This is a genomic window from Streptococcus mitis (genome assembly GCF_946190325.1).
Classification (GTDB): Bacteria; Bacillota; Bacilli; order Lactobacillales; family Streptococcaceae; genus Streptococcus; species Streptococcus mitis_CF.
The window spans coordinates 183,901-203,786 of sequence record NZ_CAMHZR010000003.1 but is presented as its reverse complement, the minus strand read 5'-3'; the positions used below and the strand labels follow the sequence as shown (position 1 = coordinate 203,786).

The following is a 19,886-nucleotide window of genomic DNA, read 5'->3' as shown; positions in this document are numbered from 1 at the left end:
TTGGGCGCGTAGCTCAGGTGGTTAGAGCGCACGCCTGATAAGCGTGAGGTCGGTGGTTCGAGTCCACTCGTGCCCATAAAGTTTGGTCCGTTGGTCAAGGGGTTAAGACACCGCCTTTTCACGGCGGTAACACGGGTTCGAATCCCGTACGGACTATTTTGGAGGATTACCCAAGTCCGGCTGAAGGGAACGGTCTTGAAAACCGTCAGGCGTGTAAAAGCGTGCGTGGGTTCGAATCCCACATCCTCCTTTTCTATTAACGCGGGATGGAGCAGCTCGGTAGCTCGTCGGGCTCATAACCCGAAGGTCGTAGGTTCAAATCCTGCTCCCGCAATAAGGCTCGGTAGCTCAGTTGGTAGAGCAATGGATTGAAGCTCCATGTGTCGGCGGTTCGATTCCGTCTCGCGCCATTTATATATTTTGGAAGGGTAGCGAAGAGGCTAAACGCGGCGGACTGTAAATCCGCTCCTTCGGGTTCGGGGGTTCGAATCCCTCCCCTTCCATTTTACGGGCATAGTTTAAAGGTAGAACTAAGGTCTCCAAAACCTTCAGTGTGGGTTCAATTCCTACTGCCCGTGTTAATAGAATTATGGCGGGTGTGGTGAAGTGGTTAACACACCAGATTGTGGCTCTGGCATGCGTGGGTTCGATCCCCATCACTCGCCTATTTTATATTATTGGGGTATAGCCAAGCGGTAAGGCAAGGGACTTTGACTCCCTCATGCGTTGGTTCGAATCCAGCTACCCCAGTTACTATTTGCCGGCGTGGCGGAATTGGCAGACGCGCTGGACTCAAAATCCAGTGTCCGCAAGGACGTGCCGGTTCGACCCCGGCCGCCGGTATAGTAATAAAGACAAGGTTTCTAAGCCTTGTCTTTTTTTCTGTTTATATCTACTAACATCTCAAAATTACCAAATATTTCCATTTTTAAAAAATATCGTCTAATTTATTTGCTAGATTTTTCTGTTTACTAGGGTATAAATGGGAATACGTATCTATTGTAGTCGTTATTGAGGCATGTCCTAGACGTTCTTTTACTACTAGGTAATCTTCCCCTTGATTGATTAATAAGGAAGCATGTGAATGCCTTAAATCGTGTATACGTATTTTTTTAAGATTCTTATTCCTAGACAGTACTTGCTTAAATTTTTTATCAACCATATTTTTAGTTATTTCTATTGGCGTACTTTGAATAATTTGAAGACTATCAGTATCTGTGGTAAATTCTTTAAGCAAATCTACTTGTTTCTCTTTCCAATCTGTTAGCATTACTGTTAGTTTATTATTGATTGTAATAAGCCTAGTTCCCGCTCTTGTTTTTGTACTATTGATGTGATTTTCATTATTGACAAAGTATGCAGTTTTTGTGACGTGTATCGTGCTTGTTATTAAGTTTATATCATACCAGTTTAATGCTAGTATCTCTCCCATTCGCATACCAGTAAAAAATGCAATAGTAAAGAATAAGTCATAACTTATTTCATCTTTTGTAATGAGTTTTCTAAACTCATTAAATTCTTCTACACTCCAGAAATTTATAGTTGGCTTGCTAATTGGCAATTTTCTTAGATTATCAACAGGATTTTTATCTATCAAAGATTTTCTTATCCCAGTATCAAAAATTTTTTTGAGAAGTATCATTATTTTATTGACTGTATTGGGACTTAATGTAGAATTACTATTTTGTTTTTTACACTTTGTTTTGAGATGTTCTCGAAACTCGAAAATGTGTTCATAAGACAATTTGTTTAAGTTTGTATCTTTAAAGTAAGGCTTTATATGACGTTCATAGTTATTTTTCTGTGTACTAATATAGCTGATTTTCCTGTTATTTTGTCTGTCTTCCTCTTCAAGTATATTGAAGAGCATATCGGTTGTTACCAAAAAATCAAATCGTTTTTCTCTTAGCTCAACAACTCGGATATGTTGTTCTATATCTAAAGCCTCTTTTTTGGTTTTGAAACCTTTGCGAATGATTCGTATCCGCTTTTGTGTAACTGGGTGAAAACCGTTAGAAATATCAATAGTCCATGTTCCGTTTTTGGCTTTTTTAACTGTCATGATGTGCACCTAAAGAAACATCAAAACCGAGTAATTCGGTAGCAATAGTAGCAGGTATAGTACCAATTCGTTTATTTTGATAAACACCAAATCCTCTTGCAATTAGTATTTCCTTCCCTTGCCTGATAATGCGTTTAGAAGTACCCTCAGAGAACCCAAGAGCAACTAAATCATTCTTATTTATGGTTGCTATCATTTGACTTACTCCTTTATTCATCTAGTTTGATTTTCTTATACTTTACATGATTATCGTAATACTGACCGTCTTTATAGACCTTACTAGTGTATTCCGTTTCATATAACACGACTGAACTATCATAGTTAAAAACTTCATAAGTGTAAAATTTGTCTTCATCAGGCTTTTTTAAGTTACGTGATGAAAAATAGGCTTGCTTTCCGAAGTTTTCCAACAATTCTTGTCCAATCCCTTTTTCAAAATACTTTGTGACATATCGACCGCGGTTTTCTTTGCTGTCTACATCAACTTTATTTATCCGTACTGCTCCATGTCCCCAAAGTTCCAAGAGTTGACGGTGTGGCACATAAGGAACGCTGAAAAGGAGAATATGAGCATGCCATGCTCCACGTTTTTGCTTTTCTAATACTGTTAAATATTTTAATTTACTTTTCTTGGTATTAAAGATGTGGTAGTTAAAGCGTTTTATAAAAGTTTTTAGTAAGTCTTTGAAGTGGTTTCTGTCGCTGATATTTTCTTTAGTAGTCAGGGTTAGAAATGAAGTATTGTCATCATAATTACAATCGACTAATCGGAGTAAGTTCCACTTTGCTTCTAAGCGAGTTTTTTTCATACGCTCCAGACGTTGTTCTTGTTCTTCAGGTGTAAGTTCATCAAATGTTCTACGTTGTGATTTTTCTTTGTTTTTAGTATCTGTATCTGAAATAGATTTTCCTTTTGAAAAGATTGGCTTGTCATATTCCCAAATTTCAATATAGGAAGAAGTGCGGACTATTTTTTTATTATATGAGGTCATAAAAAATAGTTCCTTTTAGGTTGGCTTTCGCCAAAAGATTGTCTATATAATAAATAAACTAGGAGGAGCTTTGCTCCTCCTAACTTTTATCATGTGACCTAATCACCGCCCTGCTAAACTGCCGACCTCCAGTCGGCAGTTTTGCCTAGGATCACATGATTAAAAGTTATAGAAAATAATATTTCTTGGTAATTGTATCATAGCAAAGGACAGGTATTGTTTTGCTATGATTTACATCTCCATCAATGAAGTAATGGTTCTGGTTGTAATACACTTTTCCAAGATAGCTATCATCTCTTGCAACTTGATGAGAAGCGATATGACCTGAAATGACATCTTTGATGAAAGCACTTGTTGTCACTGGAAATTTATTGGTAAGTGTTTCTGGATTTGTCAACTCCTCCCACAGGTCACCAGCTTCTTCATCAATACCTGCATGAACAAAAATTTGATTATCAGTCTCGTAATAGCGTTTATCCTTGTATCGCTCTTTAAACCAGTCTATAAATTTAGTTTTCGTTTTGATTGCGTTTCTAATAGCTATTTCAAAGTTATTGGGATTAGAGACTAAGATTTCTTTCAACTCTTCTGGAGAAAAGAAACTTTGTATCGTTTCTCCGAATGCAGAAGCAGTAGGAGTTTCTGGTATTAACCACTCGTAGAACCATTCATCATGATTACCAAATAGGGTGATGATTTGCCCAGAGTACATTTCTTCTAGCTCTATAATTTTAGACAACACTTGAAAAGATTTAGAACCGTTATCAATATAGTCTCCAAGTAAGATAAGTCTGTTATCTTTATCAGATAACTCTACTTTGTTGAGAGCGTTTATGAACTCATCTAAATATCCATGTATGTCAGAAATTGCGTAAATTTTAGCCATAGAATCTTATTTTGTTAGAGGAAGCACATCAGAGCATGAGAACCAAAGGTTTCCGTTATACTGACCAACATTCAAATCTTTTAATATAACAGGGCAGGTTTTGTTATTTGCCATTTCTTGAACTGTTAAAGTAGGTGTTAGTGTATTTACTTTTACTTGTATCAGTTCTAAAAAAAATTCAGTATTGTCGTCCTGTATGGACACGTTAAGGCGAAAAGCAGTAGGCTTATTTGTCTCTCTATCTAATACTTCGGTATATCCTTTTACTGCCACGAATTTATTTCCTAATAATTCTGGTTTCAGAAAATCATTTAATTTCATAATTTTTCCTTTCCTTTGTGACCTCCTGAAAGGAGGTGTGCTCTTTTTCTCTATTGGAAAGAATTCCTATTCCAACAGAGAAAAAGACCGCCATTAGTAATTGGGTAGAATATTCCTAACTACCTGTAAAAATTCTTGTTTGGTTTTTACATCAACGAATGGAACGATTGTCAACACAGGCTCAACCGAATTTATTCCATCAGCGAAAAATAGAGCTTCCCCTTTCCTGTCTGACACAGTAGGTACATTCTCAAGTTCACACATAGAAAATGCCATTTTTAACCGGTCCATACCAATGTTCGAGAGATACAAAACACTTGATATTTGGAGGCGCAACTCCACAGGAATATTGTCTGCATTAGGGTCTTGGGTACTAAGGCAGAGGTGGCAACCTGCCTGGCGTCCTTTGCGAGCAATCAAACCCAAATTTTGCAAAATTTCGTTCCATAACTCTTTACCTTGTTTGCTAGAGCCACAACTATCACGAATAGAAGCGAGCTCATCAATAAACAGGAAATTCGGTGTCATCCCCAAATCATATGCATCAGCATTTAGAGAACTGTTCTGCTTGATAACTTCAAAACGTTCATTCATCATCTCCACAAACTGTCTTGATAGCTTTGCAAGTGAAGTAGGAGAAGAACCTACGGAAACACTTTTGCCCAATTCTTCTTCAAGAAGCTTGCCAAGGGCATATAAGTCTGCCCCTTTTCCGTCTACAATGCCTAAGTAAGTACCGTCAACAGTTCCGCACCCTTTAGCAAGAGCATTAAATAAATACCATTGGAGAGCTATTGTTTTGCCTGTTCCTGTTCGTCCATAAATACCTATGTTAGTGTTTGACTTTAGACTAAATTGCTGGGTATTTGATAGCTGGATTATTGAACTAGGAATATCCTCAAAAAATTCTCTTGTTAATGTTTGACTATTAAAAACGTATTGTTCAATTTCTTCTATATGCCCTAACACATATACTATTTTATCAATCTCTTCTTTTTTGGAAAGCAAGGACAAGCCCAAAGTGGGACAGAGATATTCCTCTAAATTTTTCAAGGTTTTCAAATAACGGTTCCCAAATAATGGGACACAGATAATAACCTTGTTATCCTCAGAAATGTCAAAATAGAGAACTGCTGAATCTACGACTTCATTATCACTTTCATCATAAAGAGCCAAACTAACTAACATGTAAAACAAAGCTTCTCTGATATTGAGCTTGTTTCTCAATTTTGCTATAAAATTAGAACGAAAGAACTTCTCTACGAAAAAAAGAAGACTTATAAAAAACATGGAAAAGACTAGACGTGCAATAAATGGGATTGTAGCAATCCATGAACACATGAGAAGTAAAAGGGTAAAAATTTGAATAGATAGTCTAACAATTGTAATATTTCGGGGACGAATCAAGTAAGGGTATTTACTCTTCACACGAATTGTTTGATTTAACATTCTCATTTTTTGCATCCTCCTCTCCAGCAGGGGAAGCCATCATATCTATACAAATAATCAAAAAGATAATAATCGTAATACCCATCAATATTGAAATAGCTTCAAAGATAGGAGAATAGACATTTGTTAAAAACAACACGTAATATAATGTGGAAGCAAATCCAATAAAGAACAAATAAAAAAGATATTTATAGAGATTCTTCATTATGCAATTCCTTTCTTTTTAAGATATAAAAGAGAATAAAGGGGAGATACTCCCCTAGATTAAACTTAAGATAATGCCCCTGCAAGAGCCTTAACTAGGTAATTGTGTTTTACTCTTTTCCAACCCAATTTGCCTAGAACATAATAATAGATGTCAGGGTTAATATCAAACTCATGCTCAACTGATAAAATGCTATCTTCATCAGCTTTTCTAGAATATGAACGATGTTTTTCTTTAACAAGTTCAATAATCTCATCTGTAATAAAATCAGAAGTATTAGCATTGTAAAAATACAATTCACTATAAATTTTCTTTGAGGTAAAAATGTCATCCGCTAAGCATGTCCCTGTTACCGTATGAAATAACTGACATGCTCTATCCCACATATCCAACAAACTTGCTAAATACTTAACAGATAAATTTTCCCCATATAGTGTATTTTTAAGTTTTTTCGCATATGGTAATGCATCTGTTGAATCATATTTGTAGGAACCTCCAACAACTGCATCAGGAACATATCTTGACAGCCTATGACAATACCCTTGTTCGATAACATCATCAAAGGTATGAGTTTTAGTTCTTGGAACTATTTTTTTTGAATTCATAACAATATTTCCTTTCAAAATTAATATGTGTATTATTGTTTCAATTAGTCTCTACTCTGGGTGAGGCTCTTGCAATATTCATTTATCTTCTCCTTTTTGTGTATAAATGTAGTATCTTGCAAATATAGTTTCCCAATTATCCTGAGAAACTATAGATATGATTTAATTCTCGTATCAATCAAAAATCTCGGCTTGTTCTTCCTCACAATAATAGGCGTCCATCTCTTCATAAAAATACTCTAATGCCATTTGTTCTTCTGGGGTCATGACAAATTTTCCTTTCTACACGGTGTTATAGGTAATTATTTACCTATTGATGATATCTTAGCATATCGTATCCACTATGTCAAGAAAAATACGGTCTTTTTGTCTAATATTTTTAAATAGACCGTTTATTTTAAAAAAGTAGACAAAAAAGATTTGCGATGCTATAATGGTTAGATGGAGGAACAATATGACAACAGTAGATAAAGCAAATAATTTTGTTATTGTAGTAGAAAGAAGAATGACACAAGTTTATAAAACATTGTCACTAATAGGAAATTTATCAAATAAAAGATATTATGAATATAGTGACGAAGAAGTTAATGAGTTGTTTTTAAAATTATTAGATAAAGGAAATGAAATAAAAAAATTTTTTTTAGAATATTCAAATTCAAGAACAGAATTTTATGAAAAAAAACGTAATTTATCATCCTCATTTCATTTTTTATCTCCAAAATTGGAGAATGAAAAAAACGATAATTTTAGAGAAATTGCTGAATCAAGAGTTAGTAAAGTATTTGGGACAATGAACTCAATAGCAAATACTGCTTATAAACCTAATTATGATTATACTAATCAGCAGGTGGAAGAGATATTCGAAGGATATAAGAATAAAATAGTGGAGATAAAAGGTATCTATAGTCCGTTGGAAAAATTCTCGTTTTCAACCCAGAGTAAAATAATAATTGAAAAGTGAGATAAAATGGAATTTTGGAATGACACAATTCAAACCGTCAAAGAGTGGCGACCAGTCAATTATCAAGTTAGTGATGGCGAAGATTTTGAGACGGTCAAGAGGAGAGCGATAGCAGACTTTGAAAACTATTTGAAGCTTCTAAACGATGGTACTGAGGAAAGCCGTAAGAAAGTGATTCATTCTTTTACCTTTAGTAAATTTATTGGAGAAGAATTATGTAATGATGAAGACCTTAAAAAGTTAAGTAAAAGAATAAGGCATCAGCTAAGAAATGGGAATTCCTAAAAATTTCCAAAAAATAAAAAAATCCACCGTTTTTACGATAGAAGTAGTCGTTTAGAATATTGTTTTTTATGGGTTCTCACTCTTACAACTCCTTAAGAACCCAACTCAAAATCCAGTGTCCGCAAGGACGTGCCGGTTCGACCCCGGCCGCCGGTATAGTATAGAGTTAAGGAACGTTGTAAATCTTCGTTCCTTTTTTATATAATTTTTAGTATAATAGTAGTTATTCAAATTTTATCTAGATTATGAAAGTGTAGGGAAGTATGTCTCGTTCTATCGATTTATTAAAACATCGGTATTTGAAAAATATTAAAGAAAATCCTGAATTGTTTGTCGGGATTGAGCTGGAATATCCTGTTACAAATTTAGAAGGGGATGCTACAGATGTTGAAGTTATCAAGCACTTATTCCGATATTTAGTTTCTGCTTTGAATTTAGCTGTAGAAAAGGTAGATGATTTTGGGAATCCTATTCAGTTAGTGGATCCAGTAAGTCAGGATGCTATTTTATTTGAAGTTTCCTATACCACGATAGAGTTTGCATTTGGTAAGGCTGAAACGATTCAAGAGGTCGAAAATCGTTTTAACAATTATATGGATGTAACTCAGAAAAAGTTAGCTGAATCAAATCATGCTATTGTTGGCTGCGGCATTCATCCCAACTGGGATAAAAATAAGAATTGTCCAGTTGCTTATCCACGTTATCAGATGTTAATGGATTATTTGAATTTGAGTAGGAATGTGACGGAATCAGACTTACATCATTTCCCTGAATATGGGGCTTTTATCTGTGGGAGTCAGGTACAGTTGGATGTTTCAAAGTCTAACTACTTACGAGTGATTAATGCTTTTACCCAAATTGAAGCAGTTAAGGCTTATTTATTTGCCAATTCTGAGTTTTCAGGTGAGGATTGGGATACGAAAATTTCAAGGGATATTTTCTGGGAAGAATCGATGCATGGCATCTATCCAGAAAACGTCGGGGTCAATGCTAGACTCTTTAAAGATGAGGATGATTTTTTTGATTATCTAGATTATTCTGCAATTTTTACTGCGGAACGTGATGAACAAACCTATTATTTTTATCCGATTCAGGCAAGGGACTATTTGTCTACACCTGAAATCCAAGCATTTTCTCTTAATGGGGATGTGGTTTCTATTTACCCTCAAGAGAAAGACTTTGAAACTCATCGTAGTTACCAGTACCAAGACTTAACGACTCGCGGAACAGTTGAGTTTCGTAGTGTGTGTACTCAGCCTCTAGATAGAACCTTCGCTTCAGCAGCTTTTCACTTGGGATTGTTGGTTAATTTAGATAAGTTAGAAGCTTATTTAGAAACAGCACCTTTCTTTAAAGAATTTGGTCGTGATTACAAGTTTTTAAGACGGCAATTTTCTAAAAAAAATCTTATAGCTGAGGAAAAAACTGCGATTATTGAATTTTCCACAGACTTACTCCTTCTAGCTGAGGAAGGACTGGAGATGAGAAATAAGCAAGAAATGACCTACTTACAGGCTTTGAAAGAAGAATTGGGCATATAATTTCTCTTATAAAGGGAGAATTTTCTGAAAAATCATGATATAATGGAAGAGACTATAGATAAAGGATAGAGAGTAATGACATTAGTTTATCAATCAACACGTGATGCCAACAATACAGTAACTGCTAGCCAAGCAATTTTGCAAGGTTTGGCGACGGATGGTGGTTTATTTATACCGCTTACGTATCCAAAGGTAGATTTGGACTTTGACAAATTGAAAGATGCATCTTATCAGGAAGTTGCTAAGTTAGTTTTGTCGGCATTTTTAGATGACTTTACAGCCGAGGAGTTGGACTACTGTATCAGCAATGCCTACGATAGCAAGTTTGATACTCCAGCTATCGCGCCATTAGTGAAATTAGACGGACAATATAACTTGGAGCTTTTCCATGGTTCAACGATTGCCTTTAAGGATATGGCCTTGTCTATCTTGCCATACTTTATGACAACAGCTGCTAAGAAACATGGTTTGGAGAACAAGATTGTCATCTTGACAGCGACATCTGGTGATACTGGGAAAGCTGCTATGGCAGGATTCGCGGATGTACCTGGCACTGAGATTATCGTCTTTTATCCAAAGGATGGTGTCAGCAAGGTACAAGAGTTGCAAATGACCACTCAGACTGGTGATAACACTCATGTTATCGCTATAGACGGTAACTTTGACGATGCTCAAACAAATGTGAAGCACATGTTTAACGATGTGGTTCTTCGTGAAAAATTAGCGGCCAACAAGTTGCAATTTTCATCAGCTAACTCTATGAACATTGGTCGTCTGGTGCCACAGATTGTCTACTATGTTTATGCTTACGCTCAGTTGGTCAAGACTGGTGAGATTGTGGCTGGTGATAAGGTCAACTTCACAGTGCCAACTGGAAACTTTGGAAATATCTTGGCTGCCTTTTATGCTAAGCAAATTGGCCTACCAGTTGGTAAATTGATCTGTGCTTCAAATGACAACAATGTCTTGACAGACTTCTTCAATACACGTATTTACGATAAGAAACGTGAGTTTAAGGTAACAACTAGCCCATCTATGGATATTCTGGTGTCTTCAAACTTAGAGCGTTTGATTTTCCATCTTTTGGGAAATAATGCTGAAAAGACAGCTGAACTTATGAATGCCTTGAACACGCAAGGACAATATGAGTTGACAGACTTTGACGCAGAGATTTTGGACCTCTTTGTAGCTGAATATGCGACTGAGGAAGAAACGGCAGTAGAAATCAAGCGTGTTTATGAGTCAGATTCTTATATCGAGGACCCTCATACAGCGGTTGCTTCAGCAGTGTATAGAAAATACCAAGCTGCTACTGGTGATGTAACTAAGACAGTGATTGCTTCAACGGCTAGTCCATACAAGTTCCCGGTAGTTGCTGTAGAAGCGGTAACAGGGGAATCAGGCTTGACAGACTTTGAAGCCTTGGCTCAATTACATGAAATCTCAGGAGTAGTTGTGCCACCTGCAGTTGATGGGCTTGAGACAGCTCCTGTTCGTCACAAGACAACAGTAGCAGCTGCTGACATGCAAGCAGCGGTTGAGGCTTATCTAGAACTTTAAGACAGAGGGAGTAAACTCGGTTGGGAAACCAACTGAGTTTCTTTTCATCAGGAGGAAGGATTGTTTAAGAAAAATAAAGACATTCTTAATATTGCCTTGCCAGCTATGGGCGAAAACTTTTTGCAGATGCTCATGGGGATGGTGGATAGTTACTTGGTAGCCCACTTGGGCTTGATAGCTATTTCGGGTGTATCAGTAGCTGGCAATATTATCACGATTTATCAGGCGATTTTCATCGCTCTGGGAGCTGCTATTTCCAGTGTTATTTCAAAAAATTTGGGGCAGAAGGATCAATCTATGCTAGCCTATCATGTGACTGAGGCATTGAAGATTACCTTACTATTAAGTTTCCTTTTAGGATTTTTGTCCATCTTCGCTGGGAAAGAGATGATAGGACTTTTGGGGACGGAGAGAGATGTAGCTGAGAGTGGTGGACTCTACCTATCTTTGGTAGGCGGATCGATTGTTCTCTTAGGTTTAATGACTAGTCTGGGAGCCTTGATTCGTGCAACGCATAATCCACGTCTGCCTCTCTATGTTAGTTTTTTATCCAATGCCTTGAATATTCTTTTTTCAAGTCTAGCTATTTTTGTTCTGGATATGGGGATAGCTGGTGTTGCTTGGGGGACAATTCTGTCTCGTTTGGTAGGTCTTGTGATTTTATGGTCGCAATTAAAGTTGCCTTTTGAGAAACCGACTTTTGGTTTAGATAAGGAACTATTGACCTTAGCGTTGCCAGCAGCTGGAGAGAGGCTCATGATGAGGGCTGGAGATGTCGTGATCATTGCCTTGGTTGTTTCTTTTGGAACGGAGGCGGTGGCTGGAAATGCAGTCGGAGAAGTCTTGACCCAGTTTAACTATATGCCTGCCTTTGGCGTCGCTACTGCAACGGTCATGCTGGTAGCTCGAGCAGTTGGAGAGGATAATTGGGAAAGAGTAGCTAATTTGAGCAAGCAAACCTTTTGGCTTTCTCTGCTTCTCATGTTGCCCTTGACGCTTAGTGTCTATGCCTTGGGTATACCACTAACTCATCTCTATACGACTGATTCTCTAGCGGTGGAGGCTAGTGTGCTAGTGACACTTTTTTCACTACTTGGTACTCCTATGACGATAGGAACAGTCATCTATACAGCAGTCTGGCAGGGTTTGGGCAATGCTCGGCTTCCCTTTTATGCGACAAGTATAGGAATGTGGTGTATCCGCATTGGAACAGGATATCTGATGGGGATTGTGCTTGGTTGGGGCTTGCCCGGTATTTGGGCCGGAACCCTTTTGGATAATGGTTTTCGTTGGTTATTTCTACGTTACCGTTACCAGCGTTATATGAGCTTGAAAGGATAGGAAATGCAAAAAACAGCTTTTATTTGGGATTTAGATGGGACTTTATTGGATTCTTACGAAGCGATTTTATCAGGAATTGAGGAAACTTTTGCTCAGTTTTCTATTCCTTATGATAAGGAGCAGGTGAGGGAGTTTATTCTCAAGTTTTCTGTGCAGGATTTACTTGTGCAGGTGGCAGAAGAGAGAAAGCTGGATGTGGAAATGCTAAATCAGGTGCGTGCCCAGAGTTTGGCTGAGAAGAATGCTCAGGTAGTTTTGATGCCAGGTGCGCGTGATGTGCTAGCTTGGGCAGAGGAATCAGGAATTCAGCAGTTTGTTTACACTCATAAGGGAGACAATGCTCGTACCATTCTCAGAGACTTGGGTTTGGAATCTTATTTTACAGAGATTTTAACCAGTCAGAGTGGTTTTGTGCGGAAGCCAAGTCCAGAAGCGGCTAACTATCTGTTAGGCAAGTATCAGTTGGATTCTGAGAAGACCTATTATATAGGGGATCGGACTCTGGATGTGGAATTTGCCCAGAATAGTGGGATTCAAAGTATCAACTTTTTAGAGTCGACTTATGAAGGAAATCATAGGATTCAAGGGTTAGCAGATATTCCTTATATTTTTGGGGATTGGGAACGATAAGATTGTGTCAGTTTTGTGACAGAGACCTAACAAACTATTTCAAGTAACCAAGTTTGTTACAAGGAATAGACAGTTCTGTTAAATAGGCCCGAGAGGGCTTTTTTTCTGCATTTTTTGTGTTATGATAGACAGGTACTCATTTGAAAGGAATAGGAAAGAATGAAGAAAAGAATATTATTAGCTTCAACAGTAGCCTTGTCATTTGCCCCAGTATTGGCAACTCAAGCAGAAGAAGTTCTTTGGACTGCACGTAGTGTTGAGCAAATCCAAAACGATTTGACTAAAACGGACAACAAAACAAGTTATACCGTTCAGTATGGTGATACCTTGAGCACCATTGCAGAAGCCTTGGGTGTAGATGTCACAGTTCTTGCGAATTTGAATAAAATCACTAATATGGACTTGATTTTCCCAGAAACTGTTTTGACAACGACCGTCAATGAAGCAGAAGAAGTAACAGAAGTTGAAATCCAAACACCTCAAGCGGCTTCTAGTGAAGAGGTGACAACTGCGACAGCAGATTTGACAACCAATCAAGTGACCGTAGATGATCAAACTGTTCAGGTTGCAGACCTTTCTCAACCGATTGCAGAAGCGCCAAAAGCGGTAGAAACTACAAGTACAAAAGAAGTAGCAACAAATTCAGAAGTTGCAGAGACAGTTGCTACTGCAGAAGAAGTAGCACCATCTACAAATACTTCAACGTCAGAGGAGCAAACAGCCGAGACAAGCAATGCAGTTGCAGAGGCAACTCCTCAGGCAACAATTCCAGCTGAGAAAGAGGAAACACAAGCCAGCCCTCAAGCTGTTTCAACAGTGGAAGCAACTACAACGGCAGTAGAAGAAAAAGCAACCGAAACAACCGCAACAAGTTCAGAAGAAGCAAAAGAAGTAGCATCATCAAGTGAAGCTACAGCAGCAGTTTCTACTTATCAACCAGAAGAGGCGAAAACAGTTTCAACAACTTACGCGGCTCCAGCTGCGCCCGATTATGCTGGACTTGCGGTAGCGAAATCTGAAAATGCAGGCCTTCAACCACAAACAGCTGCCTTTAAAGAAGAAATCGCCAACTTGTTTGGCATCACATCCTTTAGTGGTTACCGTCCAGGAGATAGTGGAGACCACGGAAAAGGTTTGGCTATCGATTTTATGGTACCAGAAAGCTCAGAACTAGGGGATAAGATTGCGGAATACGCTATTCAAAACATGGCTAGCCGTGGTATTAGTTATATCATCTGGAAACAACGTTTCTATGCTCCATTCGATAGTAAATATGGGCCAGCTAATACTTGGAACCCAATGCCAGACCGTGGTAGCGTGACAGAAAATCACTATGATCACGTTCATGTTTCAATGAATGGATAAACCAGACTTGGTAATATCGTTTTTACGAATGAGATCTAGCTTTCGTGATAGAAAGCGAGTCTCGTTCGTTTTTTGTTTGTCATACTCTTCGAAAATCTCTTCAAACCACGTCAGTTTTATCTGCAACCTCAAAGCTGTGCTTTGAGCAACCTACGGCTAGCTTTCTAGTTTGCTCTTTGATTTTCATTGAGTATCAATATGAATGGAAATTTGAAGATTGATCAGGCTGCTTTGACCCGACATTTCAAAATTCTGGAAAAGGAAGGTTTGGTGGAGCGTCATCGTAATCCTGAAAATCAGCGGGAAGTGTTGGTAGAGGCTACGAAGTATGCTAAGGAGCAATTAGTGGTGAATCCACCTCTGCAGTATATCAAGGTTAAGGAAGAGATGGAAAGTATCTTAACAGAGTCTGAAAGAACAGAACTCAGCCGTTTAGTAAATAAATTGGTTTTGGGTATTGAAAATATAGAAATTTAAGGAGAAATAGATGTCAATTATGACAACCATTTTAGCAACGATTGTTGCTTTGGAGCATTTTTACATTTTTTATTTGGAAAGTATTGCAACGCAATCAGATGCGACTAGTCGTGTCTTTAACATGGACAAGGAAGAACTGGCTCGTCCGTCAGTAAGTTCATTGTTTAAAAATCAAGGGATTTATAATGCTTTGCTAGGAGTCTTTCTCTTGTATGGAATTTATTTCTCACAGAATTTAGAAATTGTGACTATTTTTGTTTTATTTGTGATTGGTGCTGCGGCTTATGGCTCTCTCACAGCAGATAAGAAAATTATTTTGAAGCAAGGTGGACCAGCTATTTTGGCCTTGATTAGTATTTTTCTCTTTAAATAAACTTTAATGCCGGTCAGATCCTCTCTAGTTCTTTTCACTCCAGAATAAGGGAAATATGTTATACTTGTTTTTAAGAAAAGAGTTTTATTGAATTTGTTTTGAGGAGTTAGAAATGAAAGTATTAGTGACAGGTTTTGAGCCCTTTGGAGGGGAAAAGGTCAATCCAGCCTTGGAGGCTATTAAAGGTTTACCAGCTGAAATCCATGGTGCTGAGGTCCGTTGTCTAGAAGTACCAACAGTCTTTCACAAATCGGCTCAAGTATTGGAAGAAGAGATGGACCGTTATCAACCTGACTTTGTCCTTTGTATCGGCCAAGCAGGTGGAAGGTCTAGCTTGACACCTGAGCGAGTAGCTATTAATCAAGATGATGCACGGATTCCTGATAATGAGGGTAATCAACCAATTGACCTTCCCATTCGAGCAGATGGTGCTTCGGCCTACTTTAGTAGTTTGCCGATTAAAGCGATGGTTCAAGCTATAAAAAAAGAGGGCTTGCCGGCCTCTGTTTCCAATACGGCAGGGACTTTTGTCTGCAATCATTTGATGTATCAGGTCCTCTATTTGGTAGAAAAGAAATTTCCCCATGTCAAGGCAGGTTTTATGCATATTCCTTATATGATGGAACAGGTGGTGAATCGACCGACCACTCCAGCTATGAGTTTAGTGGATATTAGGAGAGGGCTAGAAGCAGCAATCGGCGCCATTATAGAACATGGAGATCAGGATCTTAAGTTGGTAGGCGGAGAAACTCATTGATAGAAAAAAGCTTGAGGGGAAAAACCTTCAAGCTTTTGGACGTTTTCGAGCCAGTACTGCTCGGTAGAAAATTATTTTATTGATTTGAATGTAGGGTAGGAGTGAGAAACTAGCAATTCCAAAGGTAATCCAATTGAGGAAGTACCAAGGAAGGAGTTGTAGGTCTAGAATAAAGCGCTGAAATTTGTAGCCTTTCATCAGGAAACGGCTGGTTTTTAGGATTTGTCCTGGTTTGGCTTGTCCTAAATCTAGAGTATCACAGAGGAGAAATTCTACCTGCGAATAGGCATAGTATTGTGGAATATAGAGACTATTTCCTACAACTATCAAGAGGATACTTGCTAGAAAGTAAAGACCAAAGGCCATGAGGAAACGCTCAGTTTCAACTGACGTGAGATCCAGATTGGGAAACTCAGGGTGAAGGGCAACGAATTTCTTTGCAAGAAAGCTACTGTAAAAAAGGAAGTAAATTCCAAGCAAACTAGGAATGCTCCATAAGAAGAGATAGAAACGTTTGAGAAGGAGAGTCAAAAAGGTTTGTGAAAAGTACTCTTCGTTAAAGAGAGTGAGACTATTTTTGATGGATAGTTCTGTATCTGGATTCTTGATGAGTTTTAGGGTTGTATAGACTGAACTGGTTAGAAGTATTGTTCCGATAAAGGAAACTAATAATGGAAAGAGGTAGGCTTGGAATACATGGCCAAACACGCTTAAAAAGGGTTGTTCTAAAATTGCTTCGTTGATACGCTCTAAGGGATTGAGGAAGCCAGACAAAATGACCAGCATGCTAGGTAAGAGATAGACGAGAAAGAGGCGGGGATTTTCAGATTGAAATTGTCTAGCCTGCAGACGAATGGTTTTTAAATCAATTTTTGGGTATTTCATTCTCTCATTATACCATAGTTCCTATACATAGTTCGTGACAGTTCCTACTTTTTTTGATAAAATCATACAGTATGCCCTTGGGCACAAAGTATGAACTGGGACTGTCTTTCTCAGCTTCGGAGGTAAAAAATGTCAGATTCACCAATCAAATATCGTTTGATTAAGAAAGAAAAACACACAGGAGCTCGTCTGGGAGAAATCATCACTCCCCACGGTACCTTCCCAACACCTATGTTTATGCCAGTTGGGACACAAGCCACTGTCAAAACTCAGTCGCCTGAAGAATTGAAGGAGATGGGTTCGGGAATTATCCTGTCAAACACCTATCATCTCTGGCTTCGCCCTGGAGATGAACTCATCGCACGCGCAGGTGGTCTCCACAAGTTCATGAATTGGGACCAGCCTATCTTGACAGATAGTGGTGGTTTTCAGGTTTATTCCTTAGCAGATAGCCGTAATATCACAGAAGAAGGGGTAACCTTTAAAAACCATCTCAATGGTTCTAAGATGTTCTTGTCCCCAGAAAAAGCCATTTCTATTCAGAATAATTTGGGCTCAGACATCATGATGTCCTTTGACGAATGTCCTCAGTTTTATCAACCTTACGACTACGTTAAGAAATCAATCGAGCGTACCAGCCGTTGGGCTGAGCGTGGTTTGAAGGCTCATCGTCGTCCGCATGACCAAGGATTATTTGGGATTGTGCAGGGGGCAGGATTTGAAGACCTGCGTCGACAATCGGCTCATGACCTTGTCAGTATGGATTTCCCAGGCTACTCTATCGGTGGTTTGGCAGTGGGAGAAACCCACGAAGAGATGAATGCTGTCTTGGACTTCACAACCCAACTGCTGCCTGAAAATAAACCTCGCTATTTGATGGGTGTGGGAGCGCCAGATAGCTTGATTGATGGGGTGATTCGTGGGGTGGATATGTTTGACTGTGTCTTGCCGACTCGAATCGCTCGTAATGGGACTTGTATGACCAGTCAAGGTCGTTTGGTTGTAAAAAATGCCCAGTTTGCTGAGGACTTTACGCCACTGGATCCTGAGTGTGATTGCTACACATGTAAGAACTATACACGCGCTTATCTTCGTCACCTGCTCAAGGCTGATGAAACCTTTGGTATCCGCTTGACTAGCTATCACAATCTTTACTTCTTGCTTAACCTGATGAAGCAAGTGCGACAAGCCATCATGGATGACAATCTCTTAGAATTCCGTGAGTATTTTATTGAAAAATATGGCTATAATAAATCAGGCCGTAATTTTTAAACTGGAATAGATATAAGCTAAAAATCCTAAGTTTTCTCTTGGGATTTTTCTTCTTTTTTTGATAGAATAAAGTGTATAATGAAAGGGAGAATAAACTCGTATGCGTATTAAATGGTTTTCCTTGATTAGGATTACAGGTTTACTTTTGGTACTCTTGTATCATTTCTTTCAGACGATCTTTCCTGGAGGATTTTTCGGGGTAGATGTCTTTTTTACATTTTCAGGTTTCCTGATTACAGCTCTACTTATCGAAGAATTTTCTAAAAATCATGAAATTGATTTGGTTGGATTTTTTAGGAGACGCTTTTATCGTATCGTACCACCTGTGGTTTTGATGGTCTTGGTAACCATGCCCTTTACCTTTCTAGTTCGCCAAGATTATGTGGCTGGAATTGGGGGTCAAATTGCGGGTGTCTTAGGCTTCATGACCAACTTCTATGAACTTCTAACAGGAGGAAGTTATGAATCTCAGTTCATTCCTCATTTGTTTGTTCATAATTGGAGCTTGGCTGTTGAGGTTCACTACTATATCCTCTGGGGCTTGGCAGTTTGGTTCTTATCCAAACAGGCTAAATCAAATGGTCAGTTGAAGGGAATGGTCTTTCTCTTGTCTGCTGCTGCCTTCTTGATCAGCTTCTTCTCTATGTTTATTGGTAGTTTTCTAGTAACTTCTTATTCTTCTGTTTACTTCTCCAGTTTAACTCATATCTATCCATTCTTTTTGGGAAGTGTGTTAGCAACGATTGTAGGCGTTCGTCAGACGACTTCCCTAGTTAAGCAATTGGATAAAATCTGGGATTTACGCAAGACCCTTTTGGTTTTTGGAGGATGTTTTGGATTCTTACTCATTTTGACCTTCTTTGTCAAATTTACCTATCTCTTTGCCTATCTTATGGGCTTCTTGCTTGCCAGCCTTGCAGCCCTTGCTATGATTCTGGCGGCGCGTGTCTTACATGAAAAGACTCCTAACATGCAGGAGCCAAAGATTATCAGCTTTTTAGCGGATACTAGCTATGCGGTTTATCTTTTCCATTGGCCTTTCTATATCATTTTCTCACAGTTGACATCAAATCTTCTTGCTGTGTTACTGACTTTGTTTTTTTCTTATGGATTTGCCAGCCTGTCATTTTATGTGCTGGAACCTTGGATTGCGGGAAAGAACACACCTATTATACAAGCCCTTCGTCCCCTGCCTCATATTCACACAATCCTTGCAGCAAGTACTGGAATCTTGGCCTTCATTGTCTTCTTAGTAATTTTGCTGGCACCACAAGTGGGAGCTTTTGAGACAGACTTAACTGTCAATGGCTTGAAGCAAGCTGCAACAAATATTAGCCAGACCAAGGTGATGACAGAACGAGCAGAAGCTGATAGTTTAGGAATTGCTGATGGCACTATGTTAATTGGTGATTCGGTAGCACTAAGAGCTAATACAGCCTTGCAGACAGCCCTTCCTGGAGCACAGATTAATGCACAAGTCAGCAGAACAACCAAGACCGCCAACGAAATCATGCTCAACAATAGCCAGAATAAATTTCTACCAAAGATGGTGGTTATTGCAACTGGGGTAAATAATCCTGAAAATTACAAGGAAGACTGGGATAGTATCGTAAAAAATCTTCCTAAGGGCCACCATATGGTTTTGGTGACTCCTTATGAGGGAGATAAGACAAAAGAGACCTATGCAATCGTTGAGAAAGAGGCTGCCTATATGAGAGAATTGGCAGAGAAGACTCCTTACATCACGATAGCAGATTGGAATCAAGTTGCTAAAGAGCATCCAGAGATCTGGACTGGGACAGACCAAGTCCATTTTGGAAGTGACAATAGTAAAATTGAAGCAGGAGCTAAATTGTATGCAGATACCATTGCTGCAGCCTTGCAAACAGCTCAAGACAAGCCGGTCAAATCAAAATAAC

19 protein-coding genes, 10 tRNA genes and 1 pseudogene are annotated in these 19,886 nt (G+C 38.6%); 22 read left to right on the top strand and 8 right to left on the bottom strand.

The features are described 5' to 3' along the window. Positions 1-2: 2 nt before the first annotated feature. From N8M95_RS06190 to N8M95_RS06145, 10 genes are all read left to right on the top strand, one after another. Positions 3-76 (top strand) — tRNA-Ile (locus N8M95_RS06190). Positions 77-84: 8 nt separating this feature from the next. Continuing rightward, a tRNA-Glu gene (locus tag N8M95_RS06185) sits at positions 85-156 on the top strand. 4 nt (positions 157-160) lie between these two features. Beyond that, positions 161-250, top strand: a tRNA-Ser gene (locus tag N8M95_RS06180). 10 nt (positions 251-260) lie between these two features. Next, a tRNA-Met gene (locus tag N8M95_RS06175) sits at positions 261-334 on the top strand. 3 nt (positions 335-337) lie between these two features. Next, positions 338-410, top strand: a tRNA-Phe gene (locus N8M95_RS06170). Positions 411-422: 12 nt separating this feature from the next. Beyond that, a tRNA-Tyr gene (locus tag N8M95_RS06165) sits at positions 423-503 on the top strand. A 4-nt stretch (positions 504-507) separates the two neighbouring features. After that, a tRNA-Trp gene (locus N8M95_RS06160) sits at positions 508-578 on the top strand. Positions 579-592: 14 nt separating this feature from the next. Continuing rightward, positions 593-665: transfer RNA gene (locus N8M95_RS06155), tRNA-His, on the top strand. 13 nt (positions 666-678) lie between these two features. Next, a tRNA-Gln gene (locus N8M95_RS06150) sits at positions 679-750 on the top strand. A 9-nt stretch (positions 751-759) separates the two neighbouring features. Next, a tRNA-Leu gene (locus tag N8M95_RS06145) sits at positions 760-843 on the top strand. 85 nt (positions 844-928) lie between these two features. Here the strand turns inward: N8M95_RS06145 and N8M95_RS06140 are convergent. The 7 genes from N8M95_RS06140 to N8M95_RS06110 all read right to left on the bottom strand — a co-directional run bounded on the left by N8M95_RS06140 (position 929) and on the right by N8M95_RS06110 (position 6,520). Continuing rightward, positions 929-2,062 carry a tyrosine-type recombinase/integrase gene (locus tag N8M95_RS06140; RefSeq protein ID WP_261116807.1) on the bottom strand — a complete coding sequence of 378 codons (1,134 nt, stop codon included), beginning with the start codon at positions 2,060-2,062 and terminating at the stop codon, positions 929-931. Continuing rightward, positions 2,052-2,258 (bottom strand): DUF3173 domain-containing protein, encoded by a 207-nt coding sequence (locus tag N8M95_RS06135; RefSeq protein ID WP_261116809.1) that lies wholly within the window; start codon positions 2,256-2,258, stop codon positions 2,052-2,054. The genes N8M95_RS06140 and N8M95_RS06135 overlap by 11 nt, the downstream gene beginning before the upstream one ends. A gap of 13 nt (positions 2,259-2,271) precedes the next feature. Further along, complete coding sequence (locus tag N8M95_RS06130; RefSeq protein WP_219589258.1) at positions 2,272-3,054, bottom strand: rolling circle replication-associated protein; 783 nt, start codon at positions 3,052-3,054, stop codon at positions 2,272-2,274. A 166-nt stretch (positions 3,055-3,220) separates the two neighbouring features. Further along, the gene (locus N8M95_RS06125) at positions 3,221-3,940 is read right to left on the bottom strand and encodes a metallophosphoesterase (RefSeq protein WP_261116806.1); all 720 of its coding nucleotides are present in this window, start codon (positions 3,938-3,940) and stop codon (positions 3,221-3,223) included. Between the two features lie 6 nt (positions 3,941-3,946). Beyond that, positions 3,947-4,261 carry a hypothetical protein gene (locus N8M95_RS06120; protein WP_081509712.1) on the bottom strand — a complete coding sequence of 105 codons (315 nt, stop codon included), beginning with the start codon at positions 4,259-4,261 and terminating at the stop codon, positions 3,947-3,949. Between the two features lie 93 nt (positions 4,262-4,354). Next, complete coding sequence (locus N8M95_RS06115) at positions 4,355-5,716, bottom strand: P-loop NTPase family protein (RefSeq protein WP_219589259.1); 1,362 nt, start codon at positions 5,714-5,716, stop codon at positions 4,355-4,357. Between the two features lie 264 nt (positions 5,717-5,980). After that, positions 5,981-6,520: a hypothetical protein gene (locus tag N8M95_RS06110; RefSeq protein WP_081509718.1), complete on the bottom strand. Its 540-nt coding sequence runs from the start codon at positions 6,518-6,520 to the stop codon at positions 5,981-5,983. A gap of 454 nt (positions 6,521-6,974) precedes the next feature. Here N8M95_RS06110 and N8M95_RS06105 point away from each other — a divergent pair, with 454 nt between their 5' ends. From N8M95_RS06105 to pcp, 10 genes and pseudogenes are all read left to right on the top strand, one after another. After that, entirely contained in the window at positions 6,975-7,481 is a 507-nt protein-coding gene (locus tag N8M95_RS06105; protein ID WP_216734270.1) for a hypothetical protein, read from the top strand. A 6-nt stretch (positions 7,482-7,487) separates the two neighbouring features. Next, positions 7,488-7,766, top strand: coding sequence for a hypothetical protein (locus tag N8M95_RS06100; protein WP_081509722.1), 279 nt, complete (start codon positions 7,488-7,490; stop codon positions 7,764-7,766). A 263-nt stretch (positions 7,767-8,029) separates the two neighbouring features. Next, the gene (locus tag N8M95_RS06095) at positions 8,030-9,307 is read left to right on the top strand and encodes a glutamate-cysteine ligase family protein (RefSeq protein ID WP_261027024.1); all 1,278 of its coding nucleotides are present in this window, start codon (positions 8,030-8,032) and stop codon (positions 9,305-9,307) included. A 75-nt stretch (positions 9,308-9,382) separates the two neighbouring features. Beyond that, positions 9,383-10,867 carry a threonine synthase gene (gene thrC, locus N8M95_RS06090; RefSeq protein ID WP_261116805.1) on the top strand — a complete coding sequence of 495 codons (1,485 nt, stop codon included), beginning with the start codon at positions 9,383-9,385 and terminating at the stop codon, positions 10,865-10,867. 60 nt (positions 10,868-10,927) lie between these two features. After that, on the top strand, positions 10,928-12,208 hold the full coding sequence (locus tag N8M95_RS06085) for an MATE family efflux transporter (protein ID WP_020903673.1): 1,281 nt from the start codon (positions 10,928-10,930) through the stop codon (positions 12,206-12,208). 3 nt (positions 12,209-12,211) lie between these two features. Next, a complete protein-coding gene (locus N8M95_RS06080; RefSeq protein WP_020903674.1) occupies positions 12,212-12,838 on the top strand; it encodes an HAD family hydrolase in 627 nt (208 codons plus the stop codon). Between the two features lie 159 nt (positions 12,839-12,997). Then, positions 12,998-14,203, top strand: a complete 1,206-nt coding sequence (locus tag N8M95_RS06075) for a LysM peptidoglycan-binding domain-containing protein (RefSeq protein WP_084949881.1) — start codon at positions 12,998-13,000, stop codon at positions 14,201-14,203. 210 nt (positions 14,204-14,413) lie between these two features. Next, positions 14,414-14,680 (top strand): annotated as a pseudogene (locus N8M95_RS06070) (MarR family winged helix-turn-helix transcriptional regulator); the annotation flags it as partial. Between the two features lie 10 nt (positions 14,681-14,690). Beyond that, on the top strand, positions 14,691-15,053 hold the full coding sequence (locus N8M95_RS06065) for a DUF1304 domain-containing protein (protein WP_084949884.1): 363 nt from the start codon (positions 14,691-14,693) through the stop codon (positions 15,051-15,053). Positions 15,054-15,165: 112 nt separating this feature from the next. Beyond that, complete coding sequence (gene pcp, locus N8M95_RS06060; RefSeq protein ID WP_084949886.1) at positions 15,166-15,810, top strand: pyroglutamyl-peptidase I; 645 nt, start codon at positions 15,166-15,168, stop codon at positions 15,808-15,810. A 27-nt stretch (positions 15,811-15,837) separates the two neighbouring features. Here pcp and N8M95_RS06055 read toward each other — a convergent pair whose 3' ends face one another. Next, entirely contained in the window at positions 15,838-16,695 is an 858-nt protein-coding gene (locus N8M95_RS06055; protein WP_141230518.1) for a DUF975 family protein, read from the bottom strand. 129 nt (positions 16,696-16,824) lie between these two features. Here N8M95_RS06055 and tgt point away from each other — a divergent pair, with 129 nt between their 5' ends. Together tgt and N8M95_RS06045 are read left to right on the top strand one after the other, a co-directional pair. Then, a complete protein-coding gene (gene tgt / locus N8M95_RS06050) occupies positions 16,825-17,967 on the top strand; it encodes a tRNA guanosine(34) transglycosylase Tgt (RefSeq protein WP_020903627.1) in 1,143 nt (380 codons plus the stop codon). A gap of 100 nt (positions 17,968-18,067) precedes the next feature. Further along, entirely contained in the window at positions 18,068-19,885 is a 1,818-nt protein-coding gene (locus tag N8M95_RS06045; protein ID WP_261116804.1) for an acyltransferase family protein, read from the top strand. Position 19,886: the final 1 nt, after the last annotated feature.